This is a genomic window from Methylobacterium sp. UNC300MFChir4.1, from assembly GCF_900110155.1.
In the GTDB taxonomy this organism is placed as follows: domain Bacteria; phylum Pseudomonadota; class Alphaproteobacteria; order Rhizobiales; family Beijerinckiaceae; genus Methylobacterium.
In genome coordinates this window covers 64,654-83,652 of sequence record NZ_FOCS01000024.1, presented here as the reverse complement: position 1 = coordinate 83,652, position 18,999 = coordinate 64,654, and the positions used below count along the sequence as shown (strand labels likewise).

Genomic DNA, 18,999 nt, shown 5'->3' with positions numbered 1-18,999 from the left:
CAGGCACGCCGTACTCGCACGCCGTGCCCGCACCTCCGGAACCCGCATCGGCGCCGTGGCCTTCCAGCCGTCCCCCGCCTCGTAGTGGGCGGGTCCGCAGGTCGCTCAGGGTCGGCCCAGAGGCGGGTCGGCGCGGGGGCATTTCCTCACCCCGCCGGGCAGAGTGCCGCCCGGTCTCACGCCCGCGTCCGAGGCACGCCCCGCACCGGTCCGTCGCCCGGGTCGATGGCGGCTGAGAGCCACCGACGCGGGCGCCGCCCCGTCCCCGGACCCGCACGGTCAGCCACCGGGCGGGCCCCCGAAGGACGCCCCGGGATCGCTCCCGGGCCGCCGCGGACAGGTGCGGTCAGGAAGCACAAAATAGGAACATTGTCAAGGTAATTCGAGCCGCGCGCCGCTGTCGACGCGCCTCTCGTCATCGCGAGCGCAGCGAAGCGACCCAGGGCTGCGCGACGTCATTGAGCGGGGCGCGACCCTGGCCCGCTCCGCTCCGCTCGCGAGGACGGCGGAATCGATCCCATGACCCTGAAACGATGTGAGAGTCGGGCGCAGGTCCCTCTCCCGTGCGAGAGAGGGATCGCGTCGCGGCGCGGCGCGGCTGTGCCGACCGGCAGACTCCTGTCTTCCGGGCCTTTGCAACACGATCGGGAACGCACCGTCGGCGGGTCCGGGTTCCGAGCTTGCCTGCGGCGCCCCGGAATGACGGGGCGGAGGCGGGCGACCGGTCAGTCCGCCCGCCGGAGGCGGCTCGCGAAGAAGCCGTCGAGGCCGCCGCGGGCGCCCTCCAACTCCGGCAGGTGGCACGGCAGCGTGCGCAGGTCGCCGCGGTCGTCGATCAGCGCCGCGGCGCCGCCGACCTCCTCGGGCCGGACCGGCACCCGCGCGTAGCGGGGATCGCGGGCCAGGAACGCCGCCACCTGCGCTTCGCCCTCTTCCGGCTCCAGCGAGCAGGTGCAGTAGACGAGGAGGCCGCCCGGCCGCACCAGCCCGGCCGCGTGGTCGAGGAGCTTCGCCTGGAGCGCGGCAAGCCGCCCGATATCGGCCTCGGCCTTCGTCCAGGCCACGTCCGGATGGCGCCGGATCGTCCCGGTGGCCGAGCACGGCGCGTCGAGCAGCACGGCGTCGTGGTCCTGCGGCTCCAGGGCGAGGGCGTCGGCGACCACGACGTCGACGGCGAAGCCGAGCCGCGCGACGTTCTCGCGCAGGCGCTCCAGCCGCGGTGCGGACCGATCGACCGCCGTGACCCGGGCGCCGGTGGCGGCGAGCTGCAGGGTCTTGCCGCCGGGCGCCGCGCAGAGGTCGAGGACGCGGGTGCCGTCCCGCGGCGCCAGGAGCCGGGCCGGCAACGCCGCGGCGGCGTCCTGGACCCACCACGCTCCCTCCTGGAAGCCCGGCAGCTCGGGAATAGCCGGGCCGTTCTCGGGCAGGCGCAGGGAGCCGGTCGGCAGGGTCACGGCGCCGAGCCGCGCGGCCCAGTCGGCGGGCTCGCCCCGCGGGGTCAGGTCGATGGCGGCCCCCGCGAGGTGGGCGCGGGCGATCGCGGCCGCGCGCTCGGGCCCGTAGGCCGCGACCCAGCGGCGGGCGAGCCAGTCCGGGGTGTTGACCGCCAGGGCGTCGGCGTCCGCGGCCAGGATCGCGTCGCGCTCGCGGGCGACCCGGCGCAGCACCGCGTTGACGAGCCCGGCGAGATGGGCCGTGCGGGTATCCGCCTTGGCGAGCCGCACGGCGAGGTCGACCGCGGCGTGGTCGGGGACCGCGAGGTCGAGGATCTGGGCGGTCGCGGTGGCCAGAAGGGAAGTGAGCTGCGGCTTGGCCGCCGGGAGCCCGCGCTCGAGCCGCGCGGCCAGGGCGGCCCGGATCAGCCCGTAGCGGCGGAAGGTCGCCACCGCGATGGCCCGCGCCAGCCCGGCATCGGCCGGCGCCAGCGCCTCGGCGCGGATCGCCTGAGCGAGGGCGTCGTCGAGGGCGGGGGGGCGCTCCTGGCCGATCAGGGCCGCGACCGCCTGCATCGCCGCGCGGCGCGCCCCCAGTCCCGCGATGTCCGGACCGGTCCCGCCCGGTGCCGCTGCGTTCCGCGTGTTGCGGCCTGTGTCCCGCGATGCCACTTCTGCTCCAGATCCGACGTCTTCCCGACCCACGCCCTCACACCCGAGCGAGCGCGATGCAAGAGCCGACCGCACGAGACCTGCACCGACAGGACCCGCACCGACAGGACCCGCACCGACAGGAACCGGCCGCGGAGGCCGGAGACGGCGCCGCCCCGCCCCGCATCCTCAGCCCGGCGGCGCAGCGCGCCCTCGCCGAGGCCGCCGAGCGCCGCGCGGCGATCGACGCCCGGGCCGCCGAGATCAGCGCCAAGCCCGAGCGCCAGGGACGCGGCGGCCTGGACCCGGTCCGCTACGACGACTGGGAGGTGAAGGGCCTCGCGGTCGACTTCTGAGGGACCCGCCGCGGGGCGCCTACTCGGCCGGGACCGCCAGCGGCGCGCCGGCCTCTTCCTCGGCCCGGGCCTCGGCCACGCCAGCCCCGAAGCGCCGGTACCAGAGCCCGGTCAGGATCGGCACGAGGATCGAGGTGACGATGATGCAGATCGTCACCAGCACGGTGGCGGTCTGCGCCGAGGGGGCGAATTGCGGGGCGACGGCGGCGATCGCCAGCGGGTTGGCGGCCGCCGCCCCGGCGGTGGAGGAGGCGGCCAAGCCGGCCGTGCCCGTCCCGCCCCCGATCGCCCGGTCGGCCAGGATCAGCGGGATGCCGGTCAGGACGATCACCGCGAGCGCCAGCACGATGCCGAGCCCCGCGAGCGGCGAGAGCAGGTTGTTGAGGTCGACCGTGTTCCCCAGCGCGAAGGCGAAGAACGGGATCATCAGCTGGCCGCCGGGCGCGAACAGGGCCCGGAGCTTCGGGTCGAGGTTGCCGAGGGCGAAGCCGACCAAGAAGGGCAGCACCGCGCCCACGAAGATCTGCGGCTCGAAATGCGCCGCCCCGGAGGCGCCGAGGATGATCATGCTCATCAGCGGGCCGGACTCGATCGAGGTCAGGATGAAGGCGCCGGCCTCCTCGCGGCTGCCGTAGGTCTGCATCAGCGAGGCGTAGAGGCCGCCGTTGGTCATATCCATCGCGCAGACGATCGCCAGGATCGACAGGCCGGCGAAGAAGCCGGTCTGGATGCCCTCGGGCGGGATGAACAGCCCGGCCACCAGCACGATCGCCCAGGCGGCGACGAGCTTGGTCGCCACCAGCGTGCCGGACTTGCGCAGCACCGTGCCGGTCGCCTTCAGGCTGACCGAGGCGCCCATGCAGAAGAACCAGACCGCCAGGATCGGGATCACGCCGGTCATGATCCCCTGCGTGAAGCCCTTGAAATAGGCCGGGGCGCCCGGCGCGAAGGTCTTGCACAGGGCCCCGAGCAGGAGCGGCACCAGCATCAGGCCGCCGGGAATCCTGTCGATCGCCGCCTTGATCTGCATGGCGCGTCCCTCCCGATCCGGGTCGTCCGCCGACGCGCCGGACCCGGGCGGGATCGCGCACGCCGCGCCGGCCCGCGCCTCTGTCGGGCGCCTCTCGGACCGGTGCGTCATCCTGTCGGGGCGCGGCGCGGACCGTCAAGCGGCGCGCCGGCGCGGGGCTTGCCGAACGTGTCGCGCTGTCGGGCGCGGAACGTCGGACGCCGGGCCCCGTTGGCGAGGTTCACCGGAGGGAGGCGACGATGGCGACGACAGTATCGGCCCGGAGCGCGGCCGCGGGCCCGCACGGCGAGATCCACCTCGCCCGCGGCGAGCGCCTCGGCATGCGGATGTGGCGGGCCGAGGAGCCCAACGCCGACAAGCCGATGACCACCTCGGCGCACGAGACGGTCGGCTACGTCGTCAGCGGCCGGGCCGAGCTCGTGCTGGAGGGCGAGACCGTGGCGCTCGCGCCGGGCGATTCCTACTGCGTGCCGGCCGGCGCGGCGCACACCTACCGGATCCTGGAGACCTTCACGGCCGTCGAGGCGACCGCCCCGCCGGCCGGGTGAGGCCGGCGGGCCTCAGTGGGTCATGTAGACCTGCGTGCCGACATCGACCCGCGCGTAGAGGTCGACCACGTCCTGATTGTACATCCGGATGCAGCCGTAGGACGCGTAGGTGCCCACCGAGTTCGGCCGGTTGGTGCCGTGGATCGCGTACTCGCCGCCCGCGAGCGTCATCGCCGCCGCCCCCATGGGATTGTGCGGCGAGCCGCCCGCGATGAGGTTCGGCAACCGCGGGTTGTCGCGCTTCACCTCCGCGGGGGGCGACCAGGCGGGGGCGACGTACTTGCCGTCGATCGGCTTGATGCCGAACCACTGCTTGCCGGGACGGCCCACCGCCACGGGATAGCGGATCGCCGTGCCGTCGCCGTTCACCAGGTAGAGCTTGCGCTGCGACACGCTGATCACCACCGAACCCGGCGCGACGCCGTTGGCGAAGGGGACGATCTCGCGCGCCTGCGCCGCCTGGAAACAACCGGCCAGCATCGCGCCGGCCAAACCGAATAGAGCCGCCACCCGACCCGACATCACCGCGATCCTCGCAAAGCTAGACTAGACGCGGGCAAGTAATCTCCGGCCGAGCTTACCGTTCCGAGAAAAGCTATGGTTGACGCGGGGTCATTCTGCGGATCCGCGGGGCACGGTAAAAGAGCAACCACGAACCAGAGTGATACGGGCCGTTGCCGCGCGGCGGGGCCGCCGCTCCGCGCGCGTCTCAGCGCTCGTGGAGTTCGCTCCCGCGCCGGTCCTCCGACTGCCAGCCGTGGCGCTCCAGTTCCGGGTCGAGATGCTCCTCCATCGGGTAGCCGACGCAGAGATAGGCCACGAGCCGCCACGTCTCCGGCACGGCCAGGATCGCCGTGACCGCCTCCGGCTCCAGGATCGAGACCCAGCCGACGCCGAGGCCGCGGGCCCGGGCGGCGAGCCAGAAACACTGCACCGCCCCCACGACCGAGTAGGCCAGGGTCTCGGGCATGCTGGCCCGGCCGAGGCCGAGGCCGGTCTCGGTGGCCGCGTCGCAGAAGGCGGCCAGATGGACCGGCGCCTCCCGCAGGCCGGCGAGCTTCAGGCCGCGGTACTGCGCAGCCCGATCGGTCGCGTAGCCCGCGGCCGCGGCTTCGTTGCAGCCGGCGAAGTTCTCCGCGACCGCGCGGCGGCGTCCCGGATCCGCGACCCGCACGAAGCGCCAGGGCCGGCTGTTGCCGACCGAGGGGGCCCGGTGGGCCGCCGCGAGGCAGGCGCGCAGGACGTCCTCGTCGACCGGATCCGTCCGGAAGCGGCGCACGTCGCGGCGCCACGCGAACAGCGCGTCGAGGTCGTGCAGGAAGGCGGCGTCGAAGGCGGGCGGGCCCATGATGCGGCTGGCATAGCCGCAACCCCGGCCCGACGGGAAACGGAAAAAAGGCCGCCCGAGGGGCGGCCTGAAGTCTTGGGTCTCGAAACCTCGGAGTGCCGGATCCTGGGATCCCGAGCGGCGACCGATGGCTGGGGAGCTGGGTGTCGGTCGCCGACCGGGCAGAACCCGGCGAGGTTCGACGCCTGTTGTCGCGCCGCAACGCGGCCTGCAAAAGGCGTGAATCGGGCCAAACCGTGTTTTTTGTCGCTTGGGCGTGTCTCGCGGGACACGGCGTGCGCGACCCTTGCGGGCCGCGGCGGCGAGGCCCATCATCCGGCAAAGCATCGATGCACGGGAGCCGTGATGACCGAGAGGACGAGCGCCGGGTCGAGGCCCGACGAGGCGGCGGGCCATGTCATCCCCTTCCCCGCCCGCGCGGCCCCTCCGCAGATCGCCTTCAACCGGGACGAGCTCCGCACGATCTTCAACCTCTACGGCCGGCAGGTCGCCGCGGGCGAGTGGCGCGACTACGCCCTCGATTTCCGCCGCGACAAGGCGGTGTTCTCGATCTACCGGCGCTCCTCCGAAATGCCGCTCTACCGCATCGAGAAGGATCCCAAGCTCGCCCGGCGCCAGGGGGCCTACGCCGTCGTCGCCGCGAGCGGCCAGATCCTGAAGCGCGGTACCGAGCTCGCCCGGGTGATCGCCGTGCTGGAACCGGCACCGGCGGCGGTCTGACCGCGCCCGCTCAGGACAGGGACAGGCGCCGGACGGTCGCGGCGATCTCGGCCACCGCCTCCGGCGCCAGGGGCCGGATCGGCCGCGGCGGCTCGACGCGGCACAGGCCCATGAGATCGGCCAGGGCGTAGACCACCCGCAGGCTGGAATGGGTCCGGAACAGCCTCCAGAGGGGCTCCAACTCGGCGTTGAGGGCGCGGGCCCGCTCGGTCTCGCCCGCCGCCACGGCCCGGACGATCGCCAGGCAGGTCCGGGGGAACAGGCCGCCCGCCACGCTGAACCACGCCGCGCCGCCGGCGATCAGCGCCTCGGTGACGTTCCAGTCGCCGCTGAACCCGATGGGGAAGCCCGCCGGGACGGCCTCCCGCAGGGCCGCGATCCCGGCGGCGGCCCGCGCCGGCTCCGGTGCGGCGCACTTGGCGGCCACGATCCCGGGCTGGCGGGCGATCCGGCCGATCAGCGCCGGCGTGAAGTGGAAATGCGTGGTCGCGGGGTTGTCGTAGAGGACGAGGGGCAGGCCGCCCGCCTCCCCTGCGGTCGCGAAATGCGCCTCGACCTCCGCCTCGGTGAGCGGCGTGTACGAGACGGGGGCGAGGAGCCCGGCATCCGCGCCGGCCGCCCGCGCGTCCTGCGCGAGGCGGACGGCCTCGTCGGTGCGCAGGGCGCCGATGCCGACGAGGAGCGGGACCCGTCCGGCCACGGCCTCGGCGGCGATCGCCACCGCCCGGCGCCGCTCCTCGCGGCTCAGGTACGCGTAGGTCCCGGTGCTGCCGAGGAGGCCGATCGAGTCGACCCCGGCGGCCGCCAGGGGCTCCAGCAACCGGCGCAGCGCTTCCGCGTCGACGCGGCCGTCTGCGTCGCTCGGGGTGATTGGGAAAGCGGAGAGGCCGGAGAGGTCAAGAAGCGCTGGCATGGCTCGAGCCTAGCGCATCCGCGCGCGGCGGCCAGGCAAAAAGAAACCCCGGCGGTGTCCCGCCGGGGTTCCCTCGTCCCGTCTTGCTCGGGCTGGCTTATCGGCGGTCGCCGATCAGGCTCAGCAGGAACTGGAACATGTTGATGAAGTCGAGATAGAGCGTCAGGGCGCCGTTCACCGACATCTTGGCCGCCATCTCGCCGTCGAAGCCGCCGTAGAGATACATCTCCTTGAGCTTCTGGGTGTCGTAGGCGGTCAGGCCCGCGAAGATCAGCACGCCCAGCACCGAGATGGCGAACTGGAGGGCCGACGAGGCGAAGAAGATGTTCACCAGCGACGCGAGGATGATGCCGATCAGGCCCATCATCAGGAACGAGCCCATGCCGGAGAGGCTGCGCCGGGTGGTGTAGCCCCACAGGCTGAGCGAGCCGAAGGCAGCCGCCGTGATGAAGAACACCTGCACCACGCTGCCCCCGGTGAACACCAGGAGGAGCGAGGACATCGAGGCGCCCATCACCGCCGCGAAGGCCCAGAACATCGTCCGGGCGGACGAGGCCGACATCCGGTCCATCCGCATGGAGAAGACGAAGATGAACGCCAGCGGGGCGAGCATCAGGACCCACTTCAGCGGGCTGAGGTAGAGGGTCTGACCGAACGGGGTCAGGATCGGGCGGGTGCCCTGGTAGGCCGCCACGGAGGCCATGTTCAGGCCGAGCGCGACGAGACCCGAGATGCCGAGCCCGACGATCATGTTGTTGTAGACGCCGAGCATGAAGGTGCGCAGGCCCTGATCGACCTCGACCTGGGTGCCGGCGTAGCCGGTCGGCTGCTGGGCGCCGTACCGGAAGGGGCTGTTCTCGAATGCCATGGGAGTTTCCTTGCGGAGGCTCTCTCAGCGTGGTGTTCGGTCGAGGCCCACGCAGGACCTCTGGCGCCGGGCTGGCGCCTCGGTCCGGAATATGTTGCGCCCGAAGCCGCGACACAAGTCCCCGGCCACGGTTCCGGGGCCGCTTTTCCGTGTCCGGCGGATGTATTTTTGTCCATCTGGGCCGGGATTAAAATGCATTCCGCTCCGTCGTCGGGTTGTTCGACTGACGGTTGCCGCCGTCCAGGCGTTTCGATGCGCCCGCGCGAAGTCTTAACGGCTTCCTTATGCCACGTGCGTCCGCATGCGCCCCGGTTTCTCCGGTCCGGACCGCCGAATCCCGGCGGGTTCGTGCCTGCAAGGCGGGTCCGCAGCCTCGAAGATCCGCTCTCCGGCGCGCGGGATCTGGGCGGCCCGGGAGGGGCGGTTCAGTGCGTCATCCGGCGGGCCAGGGCACGGCCCAGACCCAGCAGCATCAGGTCGGCGGCCGCCCGCACCTCCGCGGGCATGTCGTCGGTGAGCGTCTCCTTGAGCGCGACGGCGAGGTCGGCCGCCCGCTCCAGCGGGTCGCCGCCCGCCATGGGCCTGCCGACCACGTAGCGGTCGCCGCCGTCGCGGATCTCGGTGATGTCCATCAGGATGCCGTGCGAGCGCTGCGGCTCGCCGTCCTCGTTCCGATGGGTCCGCCCCCGGCTGAGGAGCCAGCGCACGGTGCCGTCCGCCTTGAACACGCGGTACTCGGCAAGGACCAGTCCGCTCGACCGGACGGCCCGGAGCATGTGGTCCATCAACCACGTCATGTCCTCGGGATGTACCGCGGCCAGAGCCATCGGCCCGTTGATCGGACGGTCGGCAAGGTCGGGATTGCCGGTCAGCAACCGGGCCGCGCCCGCGTCGTAGACGACCACGCCGCGAACGTGGTCCCACTCCCAGGCTCCCACAACGCACGAGGCTTCGAGAGCCGCCCGGAGACGGTCGGCGTTCTCCGCGTAGCCATCGATGACGTTGATGCGCATGGTGGACGGTCCCCCCGGGCCGCTCGAAGCTCGAATGTCTAGCTCCGTACCAATCTTCCGGCGGAATGACAAAGAGTTCACTTGCGAATACCCCTTCACGGGGGCACCTCTTGTCATGGTTGGGAAATTTTCCCCCGTCGCGAGTGATTCGAGGGGCCGCCATGGATGAGAACGGACTCGAATTCCTGCGGACGATTGCTGACCGGAAGGTGGAATCCTCCGCCGCGCGCGCGCTGAACAGGATTGCGCAGTCTCTCGATTTGCCGATCGAGGCGTTCTACGGTTCCGATCACTGCGGATCTGTGGACCGTCCGGCCATCGAGCGGGAGACGGAGCGGCTGCTGATGCTGGTCGGGGTCCACCTGCGCCGACTCGATCCCGCGGCGCGGAGGCGATTCGGTGAGGCGGTCCAAGCTCTGGTCGGCCCCGAACCGACCGAGGCATGCGCGCGCACCGCGGAGAATGCGGAGCGCGGCGACCCGTGAGCGCGGGGTCCGACGGTTGGAAGCCCCTCCCCCACGGACCGAGGGCTTCGATATCCCGCCGGACCGTCTCCGGCCGGGCGCGGTCCGCCGCTCTCGACGGCCTCGATCGCGGCCTCCGCGGGGGCTGAACCGGATACGGAGCCTGCGGGATCGGCCTCCGTCAGGCCTGCCGGAGATACGGCGCCGGCTTCTGACCCAGGATCCGCCACGTACCGACGAGCCCGAGGAGGATCGCCAGCGCCACCGCGGCCACGGCCGCGACCAGCGCGCCCGACAGGTCGAGGCGGAAGTCGAGGTGCATGACCTTGGCGACGATCACCCAGCCGGCGAGCGTCCCGGCCAGGAGGCCGAACAGCGCCGTGGCGAGCCCCAGCGCGGCGTATTCGAGGGCGTAGGCGGTCAGCAGCCGCGCCCGGCTCGCGCCCAGCACCTTGAGCACGACGGCGTCGTAGAGCCGCGCCCGGTGCCCGGCCGCGATGGCGCCGGCCAGCACAAACAGGCTCGCCAGCACCGCCACGGCGCTCGCCCCCCGGATCGCCAGGACCAGCCGGCCGACGAGGTCGCCGATGGCGTCCAGGGCGTCCTTCACCCGCACGGCGCTCACCGACGGGAAGGTCTTGGCGACGTCGCGCAGGATGCGGTTCTCGGCGGAAGCGTCGGTGCCGCCGGGCAGGGTCAGCGTCGCGAGGTCGGAATGCGGCGCGCCCCGGAAGGTGCCCGGCGAGAACACCATCACGAAGTTGATGCCGAGGTTGCGCCACTCCACCCGGCGCAGGTTGAAGATCGTCGCGGTGAGGTCGCGCCCGAGCACGTTCACCGTCACGGTGTCGCCGAGCTTCAGGCCGAGCTGGCGGGCGAGGTCGGCCTCGAAGGAGACCAGCGGCTTCGCGCCCTGCTCCGGGCTCCACCACGCGCCCTCGGTGAGGCTGGAGCCGTCCGGCACCGTGTCGGCGTAGGTGATGCCCCGGTCGCCGTCGAGCACCCAGGCGGCGTCTTCCGGGGGGCGGATCTTGCTCGCCGGCACGCCGTTCAGGGCGACGATCCGGCCGCGCATCATCGGCACGTCCTCGATCTTTCCGCTCGGGGCCGAGCGCGCCAGGAACTCGCGGAACTGGGCGGCGTCCCGCGAGGGAATGTCCAGGAAGAAGAGGTTCGGCGCCCGGGCCGGCAGGGTCGCGCTGATCGTGCGGCGGACATTGGCGTCGATCAGGCTGAGCGTCACGAGGAGCGTCACGCCGAGGCCGAGCGACAGGACGATGGCGGGCGTCAGGGCACCGGGCCGGTGCAGGTTGGCGAGCGCCATCCGGGGCGCCGGCCAGCGCGGGTGCGGCAGGCGCCGGGCGAGCGCCATCAGGCCGAGCGCCACCAGATGCAGCAGGCCGAACGCGATGGCGGCCGCCGCGATGAAGATCAGCGCGACGCGCCGGTCGAAGGCGGTCGCCACCGACAGGCCGACCAGGGCCGCGAGGCTGACGGCGAGCCAGATCCGGTAGCGCCAGCGCGGGCTGACGCGGGCCGGGTCGACCGTGTCGCGGAACAGGCCGGAGACCGGCACGTCGTGGGCGCGGCCGAGCGGCGTGATTGCGAACGCGAAGGCCGTGATCAGACCGTAGGCGGCCGCGAGCGCCAGCTCCCCGGGGGCGAGCGTCGGGTTCAGCGGCAGCGGCAGGTCGGCGGAGAACAGGGCGTCGAGGAGGAAGGGCAGGCTCGCGCCGATCGCGAGGCCGATCCCGGTGCCGAGGCCGGCGATCAGCATCACCTGCGTCAGGTACAGGGCGACCACCTGCGAGCCCGGCGCGCCGACGCTCTTGAGCGTCGCGATCGAGGGCCGCTTGCGCTCCACGAAGGCGTGGACGGCGTTGCCGACCCCGACGCCGCCGACGATCAGCGCGGTGAGTCCCACCAGGGTCAGGAACTGCGTGAAGCGCTCGATGCTCTTGGCGAAGCGCGGGTCGGCGTTGGTGCGCGAGCGGATCTCCCAGCCGGCCTCGGGGGTGGCGGCGCGGATCCGGGCCTGCGCCGCGTCGAGGTCGGCGTCCGGCGTGCCGGGCGGCAGGACGAGGCGGTAGCTCCAGCGGTTGAGGCTGCCGGGCTGGACGAGGCCGGTGGCGCGGAGCGTCGGCTCGGAGACCATCAGCCGCGGCCCGAAGCCGATGCCGCCGGCGATCTTGTCGGGCTCGGACACGATGGTGCCGCGGATCGCCACGTCGTGCCCGGCGAGCGCGATCCGGTCGCCGACCTTGACGTCGAGGCGGGTGAGCAGGGCCGGGTCGGCGAGCGCCCCCGGCACCCCGTCGCGCTCCGCCAGCAGGTCGGCGAGGCGGCCCGGCGGGTCGGTCGCGAGGTCGCCGGCGGCCGGATAGGTGGCGGGGTCGACGGCCTTCAGCTCGACCAGGGCCGCGTCGCCGCTGCCCGCCACCGCCATGGCCCGCAGGGAGGCGACGATGTCGAGGCGGCCTTCGCGCGCCAGCGCCTGCCTCTCCGCGTCGGTCGCCTCGCGGTTGATGAGGTTGAAGGCGAGGTCGCCGCCGAGGATGCGCCGGCCCTCCCGGCCCAGCCCGTCGGACAGCGAGCGCGAGATCGACGCCACGCCCGCGATGGCCATGACGCCCAGCGCGATGCAGGCGAGGAACACCGCGAAGCCGTTGAGCCCGGCCCGCAACTCGCGCAGCGCGAGGCGCAGGGTGAGCGGGATCCGGCGGGGCGCGGGGTCGGGGCGGGTAATCGTGCCGTGCATCAGGCGGTCACCGCCTCCTCGATCCGCCCCGAGCGCAGGCGCACGGTGCGGTCGCACAGGCGGGCGAGGCCGTTGTCGTGGGTGACGAGGACCAGCGTCGCGCCGCGGTCCCGTTTCAGCCGGAACAGCAGGTCGACGATCTGGCGGCCGGTGGCCTCGTCGAGGTTCCCGGTGGGCTCGTCGGCGACCAGGATCGCCGGGTCGGGGGCGACCGCCCGGGCGATGGCGACCCGCTGCTGCTCGCCGCCGGAGAGCTGCGCCGGGTAATGGTGCAGCCGGTGCCCGAGGCCGACCGCCTCCAGCTCGGCGCGTGCCCGCTCCAGGGCGCCGGGCCGGTCGGCGAGTTCGAGCGGAAGGGCCACGTTCTCGAGCGCCGTCATGGTCGGCACGAGATGGAAGGCCTGGAACACGATGCCGATCCGCCGGCCGCGGAACCGGGCGAGGGCGTCCTCGTCGAGGCGGACGAGATCGGTGTCCTCGATGACGACGCCGCCGGAATCGGGCCGCTCCAGCCCGGCCATGACCATCAGCAGCGTCGACTTACCGGAGCCGGACGGGCCGACGAGGCCGACCGCCTCGCCGCGGTCGACATTCAGCGAGATGCCGCGCAGGACGTGGACGCGGGCGGCGCCGCGGCCGAGGCTGAGATCGATGTCCGACAGCGCGATCGCGGGCTCGCGCAGCACCTTGCCTTGGCTCACCGGTGAGCCGATCTGTGGGCGATGACGAGCATGGCGCGCGAGGTCCTCACGTGGGGTCGATCCCTTCGGCTTCGATCTTGGCTCTACGGGCCGCGGGTGCACCGCGATATGGGTTCGGCATTGGGGCCGCGCCATGACGCGCGCGCCGTGTTCCGGCGCACGGCCCTGTATGCCGCAGCGCTAGCGCTCCTGATGGTCCCTTTCATGACAGCCGTCGCGCCGGGAGCGCGGGCCGCGCCCGGCGGGCCGGTCAAGCTCGTCGCCCTCGGCGACAGCCTGACTGCGGGCTACAAGCTCCCGGCCGACGCCGCCTTCCCGACCGTGCTGGAGCGCCTGCTCAAGGCCAGGGGCGCGGACGTGACGGTCGCCAATGCCGGCGTCTCCGGCGACACCGCCACGGGCGGCCTCGACCGGGTCGACTGGTCGGTCCCGGACGGGACCGCGGGCGTGATCCTCGAACTCGGCGCCAACGACATGCTGCGCGGCACCGACCCGAAGGTCACCGAGGGCGCGCTCTCGGCGATCATCGAGCGGCTGAAGGCCCGGGGCATCCCGGTCCTGCTCGCCGGCATGCAGGCCGCGCCCAATCTCGGACCCGACTACAAGGCCCGGTTCGACGCGATCTACCCGGCGCTCGCCGAGCGCTACGGCCTGACCCTCTACCCGTTCTTCCTCGACGGGATCATCGGCGACCGGGCGCAGCACCTCGACGACATGATCCACCCGAACCGGCAGGGCGTGGAGACCATCGCTTCCCGCATGCTGCCGACGGTGGAGGGTTTCCTGGGGGGCCTCCGGCAGGGGGCGTCGCGGTAGTGCCGCGCCTGTTCACCGGCCTCGCCGTGCCGCCCGCGATCGCCGACGCGCTCAGGGCCTGGCAGGGCGGCCTGCCCGGGGCCCGCTGGATCGAGCCCGGCGACTTCCACGTGACCCTGCGGTTCATCGGCGACGTCGACGCGACCACGGCCGACGACGTGGTGGAGGCGCTGTCCGAGATGCGGGTCCGCCCGGCCCTGACGGTGACGCTCGACGGCCTCGGCATCTTCGGCGGCGACAGGCCGCGGGCGCTCTACGCCTCGGTGGTGCCGGAGGCGGGGTTGACGGATCTCCAGGCCGAGCAGGAGCGGCTCGTGCGCCGGGCCGGGGTCGAGCCGGAGCGGCGGAAATTCACCCCGCACGTGACCCTGGCGCGCCTCCGGCGCGACGCCACGCCGGAGGCGGCGGCGATGTACCTGTCGCAGGCGCCGGTCTTCGCGCCGCTGACTTACACGTCGGACCGGGTGACGCTGTTCTCGGCGCGGGACTCGACCGGTGGCGGTCCGTACGTGGCGGAGGCGGAGTTCCCGTTCGCGTGATGCGCCTGGGCTCGGTCGTTCACGTCCTTGCGAGCGAAGCGAAGCAATCCAGAGTCGGCGACATCGCCCCGAACGTCGCGCGGCCCTGGGTCACTTCGCGTCGCTCGTGATGACGAAGGTTCAGTCTTCATGCGGGCCGATCGCGCGATCGTCCCGAACCGGCCTACAGCCGCCGCAGGGCCACGCTCTCGATCCGGTGGCTCGCGCCCTTGGTGAGGATCAGGCTCGCCCGCTGGCGGGTCGGCACGATGTTCTCGCGCAGGTTCGGCAGGTTGATCGTCGTCCAGAGCCGGTCGGCGATGTCCAGAGCCTCGGTCTCGGCGATCTCGGCGTATTTCCGGAAATACGAGCGCGGGTCGCGGAACGCCGTCTGCCGCAGCTTCATGAAGCGCGTGACGTACCAGCGGTGCAGGTCGTCCTCGTGGCCGTCGAGATAGATCGAGAAGTCGAAGAAGTCGGACACGAACGGGATCGCGGTCCCGTCCCGCGGCAGCCGCGCCGGCTGGAGCACGTTCAGGCCCTCGACGATCAGGATGTCGGGGCTCTCCACCACCCGCTCCTCGCCGGGCACCCGGTCGTAGACGAGGTGCGAGTAGAGCGGCGCGGTGACGCGCTTGTGGCCGGCCTTCACGTCGTGGAGGAAGCGCAGCAGCGCGGCGGTGTCGTAGCTCTCCGGGAAACCCTTGCGCTCCATCAGCCCGTTGGCGGCGAGCTCGGCGTTGGGCAGCAGGAACCCGTCGGTGGTGACGAGGTCGACCTTGGGGGTGTTGGGCCAGCGCGCCAGCAGGGCGGTCAGGATGCGGGCGGTCGTGGACTTGCCCACCGCCACCGACCCGGCGAGCCCGATGATGTAGGGCGCCTTGGTCTCGCGCTCGGCCAGCAGGAAGCGCTGCGTCGCCTTGAACAGGCCCTGCGTCGCCGCGACGTACAGGGCGAGCAGACGGGACAGCGGCAGGTAGATCGCCACCACCTCCTCGACCGAGATCGGGTCGTTGATCGATTGCAGCCGCTCCAGGTCTTCCTGGTTGAGGGTGAGCGGCGTGTCGGCGCGCAGCTGCGCCCATTCCTCGCGGTTGAAGCGGCGATACGGCGAGAGCCGGTCGGACGCTTCGAGGATCGCCTCGACCGAGCCCGGCAGCGCGGCCGCGTTCACGCGTGGCGCCTCGCGGCCTTCTCGGCGATGCCGCTCTGGGCGGTGCGACGCTCCAGTTCCGCCATGACGGCATCCAGCTCGACCCCACCCGCCCGGAGCAGCACGACGAGGTGGTAGAGCACGTCGGCGGCCTCGTTCCGCAGGCCGGTCTTGTCGCCCTGCACGGCCGCGATCGCCGCCTCCACCGCCTCCTCGCCGAGCTTTTTGGCCGCCTTGGCGGGGCCCTCGGACAGGAGCTTGGCCGTGTAGGAGGTGGCCGGATCGGTCCCGGCACGGCTCGCCACGAGGGCGGCGAGGTCGGCGAGCGTGTAGGCGGTCATGAAGCGATCTGCATGTTGCGACGGCCCCTTATACAGATCAGGACCGGATTTCGGCAGGAAACTGCGCCACGGCCGCTCGGCGGGCAAGCGGAGCGGGTGAAGGCCGCCCGGCTTTGTCTGGGGATCACCCGTTGTCTTGGGTTCACCCGTTCGGCAGGTGCCGCGCCAGCGCTTCCAGCACGGCCATGCGGACGGCGACGCCCATCTCGACCTGCTCGCGGATCAGCGACTGCGCCCCGTCGGCGATCTCGGAGGAGATCTCGACGCCGCGGTTCATCGGCCCCGGATGCATCACCAGGGCGTCGGGCTTGGCGAGCGCCAGCTTCTCGCCGTCGAGGCCGAAGTAGCGGAAATACTCCTTCACGGACGGGACGAACGAGCCGTTCATGCGCTCCCGCTGGAGGCGCAGCATCATCACGATGTCGCAGCCGACGAGGCCCTTGCGCATGTCCGTGAAGGTCTCGACGCCGAAGCGCTCGATCCCGGAGGGCAGCAGCGTCGAGGGCGCGATCAGGCGGACCCGCGCGCCCATGGCCTGGAGCAGGATGATATTGGAGCGCGCCACCCGCGAGTGCAGGACGTCGCCGCAGATCGCCACCTGCAGGCCCTCGATCCGGCCCTTGTTGCGGCGGATGGTGAGCGCGTCGAGAAGGGCCTGGGTCGGGTGCTCGTGGGCGCCGTCGCCGGCATTGACCACCGCGCAGTCGACCTTGCGGGCGAGCAGGTGAACGGCGCCCGCCGATTCGTGACGGACCACGATGATGTCGGGCCGCATGGCGTTGAGCGTCGCGGCGGTGTCGATCAGGGTCTCGCCCTTCTTCACCGAGGACGAGGCCACCGACATGTTCATGACGTCGGCGCCGAGCCGCTTGCCGGCGAGCTCGAAGGACGATTGCGTCCGCGTCGAGGGCTCGAAGAACAGGTTGATCTGCGTGCGGCCCCGCAGGGTCGTGCGCTTCTTCTCCACCTGCCGCGAGATGTCGACGGCGGATTCGGCGGCGTCGAGCAGCCCCTCGATGTCGGGCCGGGTCAGGCCCTCGATGCCGAGGAGGTGCCGGTGCGGGAAGGCCGGGGTCGGAGGCGTCGTCATGATGAGGCCCGGGTGTAGGTGCGGCGCGCCCGGGGGGCAAGGCTGTTCGGCGCTCATCCCGGTTCAGTCATGACGCTCGCTCCGTCAGGGGCTGCGGGCGTCACAGGTTCGAGGCCCAGGCTGTCCGTCCGGCGGCAGGAGGGGGCGCGTCGCGCTCCGTCATCGACGGCGCGCGCCCATCGGCGCAGTCGCACTTCGAGAGGCGGCTGCGGCCTTTTTCCCGGCGGATGGTAACCGCCCGCCCCCGCGCCACGTATCTGCCCGAACGGTCGGGATTCGTACGCTCCCGACCCCGCGCCGCTTGCCCGGGATCCAGACGCTTGGCCGCCTCCCCTGCCCTCGAAGCCCCCGAGACCGTCGACCGGCAGGGGCGCCGCTGGTTCTACCGCCACCCGCTGGTCATCCGGCTGGCGCACTGGATCAACGCCGCGGTGCTGCTGGTGCTGCTGATGAGCGGCCTGCAGATCTTCAACGCCCACCCGGCGCTCTACTGGGGTTCGGTCTCGACCTTCGACAATCCGTCGCTCGCCATCACCAGCGAGCCCGGCCGCGACGGCACGACCCGCGGCGTCGTGACGGTCGGTTCCCACACCCTCGACACGACCGGCGTGCTCGGCCTGTCGAGGGAGGGCGGCACCGAGGTGGAGCGCGCCTTCCCGTCCTGGGCGACGCTGCCGGCCAACCAGGACCTCGCCACCGGGCGGCGCTGGCATTTCCTGTTCGCGTGGCTCCTCGTGATCAACGGGGCGGTCTACCTGCTCTACGGCCTGTTCTCGGGCCAGCTCCGCCGCCGCCTGATCCCCGACGGCGACCAGATCCGCGACTTCGGCGGCTCCGTGAAGGAGCACCTGCTCCTGCGCTTCCCCGAGGGCACCGAGGCCAAGCGCTACAACGTCATCCAGAAGCTGACCTACCTCGTCCTCGTGCTCGGCCTGCTGCCCGCGATGGTGCTCGCAGGGCTCGCCATGTCGCCCGGGATGGACGCCGCGTGGCCGTGGCTCACCGAGCTGTTCGGCGGCCGGCAATCGGCGCGCAGCGTCCACTTCATCGCCGCCGGGCTGATCGTGCTGTTCGTGGTGGTCCACGTGCTGCTCGTGGTCGTCTCCGGGCTCGTCAACAACATGCGCGGCATGATCACCGGCTGGTTCAGCCTCGGCCGCGACCGGGAGACCGCGCGATGATCCTCCACCGCCGCAAGCTCCTCACCGCGGGCGCCGGCCTGATGGGCACCGCGCTGCTGGCCGGCTGCGACAAGTTCGCCGGGACCGAGACGGGGCAGCGCACCCTCAAGGTCGGCGAGGACGCCAACGAATACGTCCAGCGCCTGCTGATGTCGCCGACGACCCTGGCCCGGGAATTCCCGGCCTCGATGATCTCGCCCTGGTTCAAGCCGAACGGCACGATCGACCCGCCGGACCGCGCCTACCGGGCGCTGGCGGCGCGGAACTTCTCGGACTTCAAGCTCTCCGTCGACGGGCTGGTCCAGACCCCGCTGTCGCTGAGCCTCGCGGACCTGCGCGCCCTGCCGTCGCGCACCCAGATCACCCGGCACGATTGCGTGGAGGGCTGGAGCTGCATCGGGCAATGGGGCGGCGTGCCGCTCGCCGAGGTGCTCAAGGAGGCCGGGCTGAAGCCGCAGGCGCGCTACGCGGTGTTCCACTGCGCCGACACGCTGGAGTTCGAGGCCGGTCCCAAGGGCGGTGGCAGAGGGCGCAACCAGGGCGCGTCCCTCTGGCGCCCGAGCCATCCGGGCGCGGTGCGCGACGCTTACGTGCAGCTCGCCGCCGCCGACGATTGGGGCGGCCCGGCCACCGCCACCGACGCGCCCAAGGACGATTGGGGCCAGGGCAGCCCGGCCCCGGAGCCCGAGCCGGCGGGGATCCCGATCCGCTACTACGAGAGCATCGACCTCTACGACGCCTTCAACCCGCAGACGATCCTGGCCTACGACCTCAACGGCAAGCCGCTGCCGGTCTCGAACGGCGCGCCCCTACGGCTGCGGGTCGAGCGCCAGCTCGGCTACAAGCAGGCCAAGTACGTGATGCGGGTCGAGATGGTGGAGTCGCTCGCCGGGATCGGCCAGGGCAGCGGCGGCTACTGGGAAGACCGCGGCTACGAGTGGTACGCGGGGATCTGAGGCGACTGACGGGATTTTGAGCTGCTGACGCGGCAAGTTCCGTGCTGGAGCCCGGGCCGCGTTTCATCCTGCATGGCCTCTTCCCCGGACAGGTGGAGCGACGCGGAACCTGATCAGGACCCGGCCCGAAAAGTGCCGCGC

Annotated in this window: 20 protein-coding genes; 8 read left to right on the top strand and 12 right to left on the bottom strand. The window is 72.3% G+C overall.

What is annotated here, in order from left to right; translation table 11 throughout:
* Positions 1–725: 725 nt before the first annotated feature.
* A complete protein-coding gene (locus BMY19_RS24910; RefSeq protein ID WP_170863037.1) occupies positions 726–2,105 on the bottom strand; it encodes an RsmB/NOP family class I SAM-dependent RNA methyltransferase in 1,380 nt (459 codons plus the stop codon).
* A gap of 56 nt (positions 2,106–2,161) precedes the next feature.
* Between BMY19_RS24910 and BMY19_RS31450 the strand changes: the two genes are divergently transcribed.
* On the top strand, positions 2,162–2,440 hold the full coding sequence (locus tag BMY19_RS31450; RefSeq protein WP_244535007.1) for a DUF1674 domain-containing protein: 279 nt from the start codon (positions 2,162–2,164) through the stop codon (positions 2,438–2,440).
* Between the two features lie 19 nt (positions 2,441–2,459).
* Here BMY19_RS31450 and BMY19_RS24900 read toward each other — a convergent pair whose 3' ends face one another.
* Positions 2,460–3,470 carry a 2-keto-3-deoxygluconate permease gene (locus BMY19_RS24900; protein ID WP_020095352.1) on the bottom strand — a complete coding sequence of 337 codons (1,011 nt, stop codon included), beginning with the start codon at positions 3,468–3,470 and terminating at the stop codon, positions 2,460–2,462.
* 239 nt (positions 3,471–3,709) lie between these two features.
* On the opposite strand from BMY19_RS24900, the gene BMY19_RS24895 reads away from it, so the two are divergent.
* A complete protein-coding gene (locus tag BMY19_RS24895) occupies positions 3,710–4,018 on the top strand; it encodes a cupin domain-containing protein (RefSeq protein WP_100253270.1) in 309 nt (102 codons plus the stop codon).
* 12 nt (positions 4,019–4,030) lie between these two features.
* Here the strand turns inward: BMY19_RS24895 and BMY19_RS24890 are convergent, their stop codons facing one another.
* Both BMY19_RS24890 and bluB read right to left on the bottom strand, forming a co-directional pair.
* Positions 4,031–4,498: a L,D-transpeptidase gene (locus tag BMY19_RS24890; RefSeq protein ID WP_234080996.1), complete on the bottom strand. Its 468-nt coding sequence runs from the start codon at positions 4,496–4,498 to the stop codon at positions 4,031–4,033.
* A 229-nt stretch (positions 4,499–4,727) separates the two neighbouring features.
* Positions 4,728–5,366 (bottom strand): 5,6-dimethylbenzimidazole synthase, encoded by a 639-nt coding sequence (gene bluB, locus BMY19_RS24885; RefSeq protein WP_170863036.1) that lies wholly within the window; start codon positions 5,364–5,366, stop codon positions 4,728–4,730.
* 345 nt (positions 5,367–5,711) lie between these two features.
* Here bluB and BMY19_RS24880 point away from each other — a divergent pair, with 345 nt between their 5' ends.
* Positions 5,712–6,086, top strand: coding sequence for a DUF2794 domain-containing protein (locus BMY19_RS24880; RefSeq protein WP_020095348.1), 375 nt, complete (start codon positions 5,712–5,714; stop codon positions 6,084–6,086).
* 10 nt (positions 6,087–6,096) lie between these two features.
* Here BMY19_RS24880 and BMY19_RS24875 read toward each other — a convergent pair whose 3' ends face one another.
* The 3 genes from BMY19_RS24875 to BMY19_RS24865 all read right to left on the bottom strand — a co-directional run bounded on the left by BMY19_RS24875 (position 6,097) and on the right by BMY19_RS24865 (position 8,880).
* On the bottom strand, positions 6,097–6,999 hold the full coding sequence (locus BMY19_RS24875; protein ID WP_100253269.1) for a dihydrodipicolinate synthase family protein: 903 nt from the start codon (positions 6,997–6,999) through the stop codon (positions 6,097–6,099).
* Positions 7,000–7,096: 97 nt separating this feature from the next.
* On the bottom strand, positions 7,097–7,867 hold the full coding sequence (locus tag BMY19_RS24870; protein ID WP_020095346.1) for a Bax inhibitor-1/YccA family protein: 771 nt from the start codon (positions 7,865–7,867) through the stop codon (positions 7,097–7,099).
* Between the two features lie 425 nt (positions 7,868–8,292).
* Positions 8,293–8,880: a PAS domain-containing protein gene (locus BMY19_RS24865; RefSeq protein ID WP_020095345.1), complete on the bottom strand. Its 588-nt coding sequence runs from the start codon at positions 8,878–8,880 to the stop codon at positions 8,293–8,295.
* Positions 8,881–9,041: 161 nt separating this feature from the next.
* Here BMY19_RS24865 and BMY19_RS24860 point away from each other — a divergent pair, with 161 nt between their 5' ends.
* Positions 9,042–9,365 (top strand): hypothetical protein, encoded by a 324-nt coding sequence (locus BMY19_RS24860; protein ID WP_056531185.1) that lies wholly within the window; start codon positions 9,042–9,044, stop codon positions 9,363–9,365.
* A gap of 160 nt (positions 9,366–9,525) precedes the next feature.
* Here BMY19_RS24860 and BMY19_RS24855 read toward each other — a convergent pair whose 3' ends face one another.
* Both BMY19_RS24855 and BMY19_RS24850 read right to left on the bottom strand, forming a co-directional pair.
* Positions 9,526–12,102, bottom strand: coding sequence for an ABC transporter permease (locus BMY19_RS24855; RefSeq protein WP_100253268.1), 2,577 nt, complete (start codon positions 12,100–12,102; stop codon positions 9,526–9,528).
* Complete coding sequence (locus BMY19_RS24850) at positions 12,102–12,785, bottom strand: ABC transporter ATP-binding protein (protein WP_085986741.1); 684 nt, start codon at positions 12,783–12,785, stop codon at positions 12,102–12,104. The genes BMY19_RS24855 and BMY19_RS24850 overlap by 1 nt, the downstream gene beginning before the upstream one ends.
* Before the next feature lie 222 nt (positions 12,786–13,007).
* Between BMY19_RS24850 and BMY19_RS24845 the strand changes: the two genes are divergently transcribed.
* Complete coding sequence (locus BMY19_RS24845; RefSeq protein WP_100253267.1) at positions 13,008–13,619, top strand: arylesterase; 612 nt, start codon at positions 13,008–13,010, stop codon at positions 13,617–13,619.
* Complete coding sequence (gene thpR / locus BMY19_RS24840) at positions 13,619–14,158, top strand: RNA 2',3'-cyclic phosphodiesterase (RefSeq protein WP_100253266.1); 540 nt, start codon at positions 13,619–13,621, stop codon at positions 14,156–14,158. Before BMY19_RS24845 ends, thpR begins: the two co-directional genes overlap by 1 nt.
* 163 nt (positions 14,159–14,321) lie before the next feature.
* On the opposite strand, the gene coaA is transcribed toward thpR, so the two are convergent.
* The 3 genes from coaA to BMY19_RS24825 form a co-directional block, all read right to left on the bottom strand.
* On the bottom strand, positions 14,322–15,311 hold the full coding sequence (gene coaA / locus BMY19_RS24835) for a type I pantothenate kinase (RefSeq protein ID WP_100253265.1): 990 nt from the start codon (positions 15,309–15,311) through the stop codon (positions 14,322–14,324).
* Positions 15,308–15,631 (bottom strand): phosphoribosyl-ATP diphosphatase, encoded by a 324-nt coding sequence (locus BMY19_RS24830; protein ID WP_020095338.1) that lies wholly within the window; start codon positions 15,629–15,631, stop codon positions 15,308–15,310. The genes coaA and BMY19_RS24830 overlap by 4 nt, the downstream gene beginning before the upstream one ends.
* A gap of 142 nt (positions 15,632–15,773) precedes the next feature.
* Positions 15,774–16,721: an aspartate carbamoyltransferase catalytic subunit gene (locus BMY19_RS24825; RefSeq protein ID WP_026605274.1), complete on the bottom strand. Its 948-nt coding sequence runs from the start codon at positions 16,719–16,721 to the stop codon at positions 15,774–15,776.
* A 320-nt stretch (positions 16,722–17,041) separates the two neighbouring features.
* On the opposite strand from BMY19_RS24825, the gene BMY19_RS24820 reads away from it, so the two are divergent.
* Both BMY19_RS24820 and BMY19_RS24815 read left to right on the top strand, forming a co-directional pair.
* Positions 17,042–17,902 carry a cytochrome b/b6 domain-containing protein gene (locus BMY19_RS24820; protein WP_100253264.1) on the top strand — a complete coding sequence of 287 codons (861 nt, stop codon included), beginning with the start codon at positions 17,042–17,044 and terminating at the stop codon, positions 17,900–17,902.
* Positions 17,899–18,858, top strand: a complete 960-nt coding sequence (locus tag BMY19_RS24815) for a molybdopterin-dependent oxidoreductase (RefSeq protein ID WP_100253263.1) — start codon at positions 17,899–17,901, stop codon at positions 18,856–18,858. Before BMY19_RS24820 ends, BMY19_RS24815 begins: the two co-directional genes overlap by 4 nt.
* Positions 18,859–18,999 lie beyond the last annotated feature (141 nt).